Raw genomic sequence first — 7,205 nt, 5'->3', positions numbered from 1 at the left:
TACCGAAGAAGCTATGGGATCGACTCGGGCTGGTCTCAATACTGGATACGATAAACCGGCTTAATCGCATAACCTGAACCGCCGTATACGGAACCGTACGTACGGTGGTGTGAGAGGACGGCGGTTGTGAAGCCGCCTCCTACTCGATTGCGCCCAGTTGTGTCTTGCAGTGGGTGTTGTGTTAGAGCGCGTTGCGAGGCGGTCAATGGGACGGTGCCCGCAAAACTTTCATCTTGCTCCGTAGCGCCTATGATTTGTGTGGGTGGTCGAGCCCTCTGGTATCAGTCATTTTTCAACGTTTCATCAGTGGAAAACGGTCCCATGAAAACGATGTTTGGTAGCCTGATACGCAACATTGGCCTGATTTCCCTGGGCAGCGTGCTGATCGCCACTGCTGCTCTGGCCGAGGAGGCACCGGGTATGCGTATCGGCGTGCGCGGTGAAATCACCGGGGTGTCCGAAGAGGTCTTGAAGGTGCACGCCAACACGGGCGAGAACGTGGTCATCCAGTTGACCAAGGATACCCAGGTTCGCGCCGTAACCCCGGCCAACATCGAAGACATCAAGCCCGGCAGCTATATTGGCTCAGCGGCAATACCGCAAGACGATGGCACGCTCAAGGCACTGGAAGTGCATGTGTTTCCACCTGAAATGGCCGGAACCGGCGACGGCCACCGTCCGTTCGATCTGGTCAAGGGCAGTAGCATGACTAATGGCATCGTCGCGGATCTGGTGGTCAGCAATGGCCGAGTCCTGACTGTCAATTACAAGGGCGGCCGGCAGACCATCCTTGTGCCGGAAGATGTGCCGATCGTCAACCTGACACCGGCTGACCGCAGCCTGCTCAAAGTCGGGGTCAAGGTCGTGTTGTTCGCTACCCAAAGCGCTGACGGTACCCTGACGGCGCAATCGATTTCGGCCGGCAAGGATGGCGTGGCGCCGCCGATGTGAGTTACCGGCGGGTATGAAAAAGGCGACTACTGAGGTCGCCTTTTTCATTGCTGGTCCAGCGCTTACTGCCCGTTGTAAATCTGATCGAAAACCCCGCCATCGTTGAAGTGGGTTTTCTGCACACTGCGCCAGTCGCCGAAGGTTTTTTCTACCGACAGGAAGTCGACTTTCGGGAAACGGTCGGTGTACTTGGCCAAAACGGCCGGGTCACGCGGACGCAGGTAGTTGGCGGCGGCGATTTCCTGGCCTTCCGGGGACCACAGGTACTTCAGATATTCCTCGGCGGCAGCGCGGGTGCCTTTCTTGTCGACGACCTTGTCGACCACGCTCACCGGCGGCTCGGCTTCGGCGGAGACGCTTGGGTAGATGACTTCGAACTGGTCGCGGCCGAATTCACGGGCGATCATTTCCGCTTCGTTCTCGAAGGTCACCAGCACGTCGCCGATCTGGTTGGTCATGAAGGTGGTGGTGGCGGCGCGGCCGCCGGTGTCGAGTACCGGGGCTTGTTTGAACAGCTTGCCGACGAAGGCCTTGGCCTTGTTCTCGTCACCACCGTTTTTCAGCACGTAACCCCAGGCCGACAAATAGGTGTAGCGGCCGTTGCCCGAGGTTTTCGGGTTCGGCACGATCACTTGCACGCCGTCCTTGAGCAGGTCGGGCCAGTCTTTCAGGGCTTTCGGGTTGCCCTTGCGTACGATAAACACGGTGGCGGAAGTGAACGGCGCGCTGTGGTCCGGCAGGCGAGTTACCCAGTTGTCCGGGACCAGTTTGCCGTTGTCGACCAGGGCGTTGATATCGGTCGCCATGTTCATGGTAATGACGTCAGCCGGCAGGCCATCGATCACGGAACGGGCCTGTTTGCTGGAGCCGCCGAAGGACATCTGCAAGGTGATGTTTTCGTTGTGCTCGGCTTGCCAGTGTTTCTGGAAGGCAGTGTTGTAGTCCTTGTAGAAATCACGCATCACGTCATAGGACACGTTGAGCAGGGTCGGTGCGGCCTGGGCCACGTTGGCGAGGGTCAGGCCAGCGGCCAGAAGTGAGGCGGCAAAGATCTTTTTCACTGCACATTCCTTTTGTTCGAGATGAAGGCGATTTGCCGTCGACTATAGCCGGGGCCACATATCCCTTTAAAGATTAAAAAGCACTGTGCTTATTCTATTTTCTTGAACAGTGCGTTACCGCAGCGTGAGCAAAATGCCGCGCTGTGTTCATGCTGATTTTTGCGGCACACCGGGCAGTCATGTTGCAACTGTTCGCCGCGCATGGCGTTGGCCAGTTCGGCGGTAAAAATCCCGGTGGGGACAGCGATGATCGAGTAACCGGTGATCATCACCATCGCCGAGATAACCTGCCCAAGCGCAGTCCTGGGCACGATGTCGCCGTAGCCGACGGTGGTCAGGGTGACGATCGCCCAATAGATCCCTTTGGGAATGCTGGTAAAGCCATGCTCCGGGCCTTCKACTACATACATCAGTGTGCCGAACACCGTTACCAGCGTGCAGACGCTGAGCAGGAATACGATGATTTTCTGTTTGCTGCCCCGCAGGGCGTCGAGCAGGTAATGGGCCTGCTTCAGGTAGGGGAGCAGTTTGAGCACGCGAAAGATCCGCAGCATACGGATGATCCGGATGATCAGCAGGTACTGCGCGTCGCTGTAATACAGCGCAAGGATGCCTGGAACAATCGCCAGCAAATCCACCAGCCCGTAAAAACTGAAGGCGTAACGCAGCGGCCTGGGCGAGCAGTACAAGCGCAACATGTACTCGACCAGGAAGATCAGGGTAAAGCCCCACTCGATGTACGCCAGGGTGTTGGCGAAGTTCTGATGAACGTCATCAATGCTGTCAAGGATCACCACCACCAGGCTGGCAAGGATGATCAGCAGCAGCGTTTTATCGAAGCGCCGCCCGGCCACCGTGTCGGTATGGAAAATCATCACGTACAGGCGCTTGCGCCACGTGTCGTTGCTGTCCATTCAAATCGCCTTGGCCATAAATCAGCGCAGCCTAGGTTGATTCTCCGAGGTTTRGCAAGGCGCACCGTCTGTGGCTGCTTGGCGCAGCAGGCGAATACCCGAGCGCAGCAACCAGCAGGCGAGAATGAACGGCGCGGTCAAGGTCGCCAACCCCATGGCAGCGAACGCCGGTGTGAGGAGGATCGCCAGTGCGATGCCCAGCAGCGGCAGCCAGGGTTGGCGGGATTGTTGACTGAGGGCGAGGGCGGCCAGTGCCGGGTTGTAGCCATGCAGGCCGAGCAATGCGCCGGGAGTCTCGTTCAGCCACAAGGCGCAGAGCAGACCCGCGGCGGAACCCGTCAGTGCCCAGAGCGCGGCGCGGCGATTGGCAAGCAGCAACCCGGCGGCGATCAACACACCCGCCAGGGGATGGTCGAGGAAGATGACTTGGCCCAGGCCTTTGAACTCGGCGCCGAACAGGCTCAGGGCGTCGAGTTCCGGCAGTGGCGCAGGTGCCGAATGAGGCGCGGCAGCAACGCTCAGCAGTATCCAGCCCAACCCCACGAAAGGTGCGGTGTAGGCGGGCAGAAAATGCTGGTCGCGAGTGCGCTTGAGCCATTGCTGGGTGACGATCGCACTCAGTCCACCGCTGGCGAGGATCAGTGGCGGCAGCATGGCCGACCAACGAAATTGCAGGCTCAACAAGAGGCCGAGCAAGACGCCGTTGTAGCTGAAGAGCCCGGCTTGGCGATCAGCCTTGGCGTAGCCGCGACGTTGCGCGGTGAGCAAGCCGGCCACGCCACCCAGGAGGGCACCGCCGAATAACGTTGGAGCAGTAAACAGGATGGCCAACAGGCACAGCAGACCGCACAGCGGATGGCGCTGGAGGAAAATCTGACTGAAGCCGTTGAGCAGGGCAGTGGCCCAGTCGGGGCAGTGGGTGTTGAAGTGGTTGGCAGGCATGATGGGGGTCTGTGGTGTATCTGGGGAAACGTGTCGCCTGCATCGCGAGCAGGCTCGCTCCCACCCTGAATCTGCGTTCAGTCATTGGATCTGTGGCAACACAAAACCCATGTGGGAGCGAGCTTGCTCGCGATGAGGCCGGAACAGGCGCTAAATCAACGTCTCGATACGCAGGGAGTTAGTGGATCCCGGCTGACCGAAAGGCACGCCCGCAGTGATCAGCAACGTGTCGCCACGCTTGGCCATGCCTTGCGCCTGGGCGATTTCCAGCGCGGTGGAGCACACCTCGTCGACCTGCCGCAAACGGTCGTTGACCACCGAGTGGACGCCCCACGCTACGCTCAAGCGCCGCGCGGTTGAAAGGTTCGGCGTCAGGTTGAGGATCGGCACTGCTGGCCGCTCCCGCGCCGCACGCAAACTCGAACTGCCGGACTCGCTGTAGTTCACCAGCACCGCTACCGGCAGGATGTTGCTGATCCGGCGGATCGCGCAGCTGATGGCGTCCGAGGTCGTGGCTTCGGCTTTTGGCCGGCTGACATCCAGTTGCGCCTGGTAATCCGGACCGCTTTCAACCTGGCGGATGATCTTGCTCATCATCTGCACCGCTTCGAGCGGGTAATCGCCAGAAGCGGTTTCCGCCGACAGCATCACCGCGTCAGCCCCTTCGGCCACGGCGTTGGCGACGTCGGTGACTTCGGCACGGGTCGGCGCCGGGGAGAAGCGCATCGACTCAAGCATCTGGGTCGCCACCACCACCGGTTTGCCGAGCTGACGGCAGGTGCTGATGATGTCTTTCTGGATCTGCGGCACGCTCTCGGCCGGCACTTCCACACCCAGATCGCCACGGGCAACCATGATCGCGTCGCTCAGTTCGGCGATTTCGCGTAGTTGTTCAACGGCCGACGGCTTCTCGATTTTCGCCATCAAGAAGGCTTTGTTGCCGATCAGCGCGCGCGCTTCACGAATGTCTTCAGGGCGCTGCACAAATGACAGCGCGACCCAATCGACACCCAGCTCCAGACCGAAACTCAGGTCGCGACGATCCTTGGCGGTCAGCGGGCTGAGGTCGAGCACCGCTTGCGGCACGTTGACGCCTTTGCGGTCCGACAGCTCGCCGCCATTGAGCACCGTGGTGTCGATGGCATCGGCGTACTTGGTCACCACCCGCAAACGCAGTTTGCCGTCGTCCAGCAACAGGTCCATGCCGGGTTCCAGCGCGGCGATGATTTCCGGGTGCGGCAGGTTGACCCGACGCTCGTCACCCGGCGTGGTGTCGAGATCCAGGCGCAGGGCCTGACCGCGCACCAATTGCACCTTGCCCTCGGCAAATTGGCCGACCCGCAGCTTCGGACCTTGCAGGTCCATCAGAATGCCCAGCGGGTAATTGAGCTGGCGCTCGACTTCACGAATCCACTGGTAACGCTTGGCGTGGTCGGCGTGATCGCCGTGGCTGAAGTTCAGGCGAAAGATGTTTACGCCGGCTTCGACCAGCTCGCGGATGTCATCAATGCCGTCGGTCGCGGGGCCGAGGGTGGCGAGGATTTTGACCTTTTTGTCAGGCGTCATGTTCAGGGCTCTCGAGGATCAGGATGGCGCGGAAGTCGTTGACGTTGGTACGTGTCGGCTCGGTGACGATCAGCCCGTCGAGCGCGGCGAAATAGCCATAGCCATTGTTGTTGTCCAACTCGTCGCTGGCGCTCAAGCCCAGGGCGGCAGCGCGGGCGTAGCTGTCCGGGGTCATGATCGCGCCAGCGTTGTCTTCGGAGCCGTCGATGCCATCGGTATCACCGGCCAGCGCGTAGACGCCGGGCAGGCCTTTGAGGCTGTCGGTCAGGCTCAGCAGGAACTCGGCGTTGCGTCCGCCTCGACCATTGCCGCGGACGGTGACGGTGGTTTCGCCGCCGGAGAGAATCACGCAGGGCGCCGCCAACGGCTGACCGTGCAGCACCACTTGGCGCGCGATGCCGGCATGGACTTTCGCCACTTCGCGGGATTCGCCTTCCAGATCACCGAGGATCAACGGGCTGAAACCGGCCTGGCGGGCTTTCACCGCTGCCGCTTCCAGGGATTGCTGGGGGCGGGCGATCAACTGGAAATGGCTGCGAGCAAGGCTCGGATCATCCGGTTTTACGGTTTCCGATTCAGGGCTTTGCAACCAGCTGCGTACCGACGGCGGAACCTCGATGGCGTAGCGCTTGAGGATCGCCAGGGCTTCGGCCGAAGTGCTCGGATCGGCCACTGTCGGGCCGGAAGCGATCACGGTGGCGAGGTCGCCCGGGACATCGGAAATCGCGTAGGTGTAAACCGTCGCTGGCCAGCAGGCTTTACCGAGACGGCCGCCCTTGATCGCCGAGAGGTGCTTGCGCACGCAGTTCATCTCGCTGATGGTTGCGCCGGATTTGAGCAGGGCTTTGTTGATTGCCTGTTTGTCGGCCAGAGTGATGCCGGCTGCGGGYAAGGCCAGCAAAGCCGAACCACCGCCCGAGAGCAGGAAGATTACCCGGTCGTCTGCGCTCAGGTTACTGACCAGCTCCAGCACCCGTTTGGCCACGGCCAGACCGGCTGCATCAGGCACCGGGTGGGCGGCTTCGACCACTTCGATTTTTTCGCAAGGGGCGCCGTGACCATAGCGGGTGACCACCAGGCCAGACACTTCGCCCTGCCAGCAGCGCTCGACCACCTGGGCCATGGCTGCGGCGGCTTTGCCGGCACCAATGACGATCACCCGACCGCTGCGATCTTTCGGTAAATGGGCTTCGAGGACATGCTGCGGATGGGCCGCGTCGATGGCTGTGGCAAACAGCTCGCGCAGGAATTGTTGCGGATCGACCGACATGGCGGGCTCCCGGAATTCTTGTTATTTGGAGGGCAACTCGGTTCCCTGTGGGAGCGAGCCTGCTCGCGATTCAGGCACCACGGTGTTTCAGGCGTATCCGCGGTGACTTCATCGCGAGCAGGCTCGCTCCCACAGGTTTTGTGCTGGGTTTATTTATCGCGAATCGAGAAGTTCGCCATGTGTTCCAGACCCTTGATCAGCGCCGAGTGGTCCCAGTTGCTGCCKCCGAGGGCCGCGCAGGTGCTGAACACTTGCTGGGTGCCTGCGGTATTGGGCAGGTTGATGCCCAGCTCGCGCGCACCGGCCAGTGCCAGGTTGAGGTCCTTCTGATGCAGGCTGATGCGGAAGCCTGGATCGAAGGTGCCTTTGATCATGCGCTCGCCGTGTACTTCAAGGATCTTCGAGGAGGCGAAACCGCCCATCAACGCTTCACGGACCTTGGCGGGATCGGCACCGTTCTTCGAGGCGAACAGCAGCGCTTCGGCCACGGCCTGGATGTTC

General features: G+C 60.9%; 7 protein-coding genes and 1 pseudogene. 2 read left to right on the top strand and 6 right to left on the bottom strand.

What is annotated here, in order from left to right:
• Together AC1DH9_RS17280 and AC1DH9_RS17275 are read left to right on the top strand one after the other, a co-directional pair.
• Nucleotides 1–77 (top strand): annotated as a pseudogene (locus AC1DH9_RS17280) (group II intron maturase-specific domain-containing protein); the annotation flags it as partial.
• A gap of 244 nt (nucleotides 78–321) precedes the next feature.
• Nucleotides 322–951 carry a hypothetical protein gene (locus AC1DH9_RS17275; protein WP_427547154.1) on the top strand — a complete coding sequence of 210 codons (630 nt, stop codon included), beginning with the start codon at nucleotides 322–324 and terminating at the stop codon, nucleotides 949–951.
• A 62-nt stretch (nucleotides 952–1,013) separates the two neighbouring features.
• Here the strand turns inward: AC1DH9_RS17275 and AC1DH9_RS17270 are convergent, their stop codons facing one another.
• From AC1DH9_RS17270 to AC1DH9_RS17245, 6 genes are all read right to left on the bottom strand, one after another.
• Nucleotides 1,014–2,012, bottom strand: coding sequence for a sulfate ABC transporter substrate-binding protein (locus AC1DH9_RS17270; RefSeq protein WP_427547151.1), 999 nt, complete (start codon nucleotides 2,010–2,012; stop codon nucleotides 1,014–1,016).
• An 89-nt stretch (nucleotides 2,013–2,101) separates the two neighbouring features.
• Nucleotides 2,102–2,926 (bottom strand): ion transporter, encoded by an 825-nt coding sequence (locus tag AC1DH9_RS17265; RefSeq protein ID WP_427547148.1) that lies wholly within the window; start codon nucleotides 2,924–2,926, stop codon nucleotides 2,102–2,104.
• Between the two features lie 21 nt (nucleotides 2,927–2,947).
• Nucleotides 2,948–3,868: an urea transporter gene (locus AC1DH9_RS17260; RefSeq protein ID WP_477808479.1), complete on the bottom strand. Its 921-nt coding sequence runs from the start codon at nucleotides 3,866–3,868 to the stop codon at nucleotides 2,948–2,950.
• Between the two features lie 150 nt (nucleotides 3,869–4,018).
• The gene (gene pyk / locus AC1DH9_RS17255; RefSeq protein ID WP_427547142.1) at nucleotides 4,019–5,434 is read right to left on the bottom strand and encodes a pyruvate kinase; all 1,416 of its coding nucleotides are present in this window, start codon (nucleotides 5,432–5,434) and stop codon (nucleotides 4,019–4,021) included.
• Complete coding sequence (locus tag AC1DH9_RS17250) at nucleotides 5,424–6,704, bottom strand: glycerate kinase type-2 family protein (protein ID WP_427547139.1); 1,281 nt, start codon at nucleotides 6,702–6,704, stop codon at nucleotides 5,424–5,426. The genes pyk and AC1DH9_RS17250 overlap by 11 nt, the downstream gene beginning before the upstream one ends.
• A 149-nt stretch (nucleotides 6,705–6,853) precedes the next feature.
• Nucleotides 6,854–7,205 (bottom strand): NAD-binding protein (locus AC1DH9_RS17245; RefSeq protein WP_477808478.1); only part of this gene is annotated, 352 nt, incomplete at its 5' end.

Source organism: Pseudomonas sp. 05T35, assembly GCF_056396605.1.
This window is presented reverse-complemented; position numbering and strand designations above follow the sequence as displayed.

Bases quoted from the DNA above. Each gene is read 5' to 3' on its own strand.
- AC1DH9_RS17275 (WP_427547154.1), top strand. From the start codon at position 322: ATGAAAACGATGTTTGGTAGCCTGATACGCAACATTGGCCTGATTTCC.
- pyk (WP_427547142.1), bottom strand. From the start codon at position 5,434: ATGACGCCTGACAAAAAGGTCAAAATCCTCGCCACCCTCGGCCCCGCG.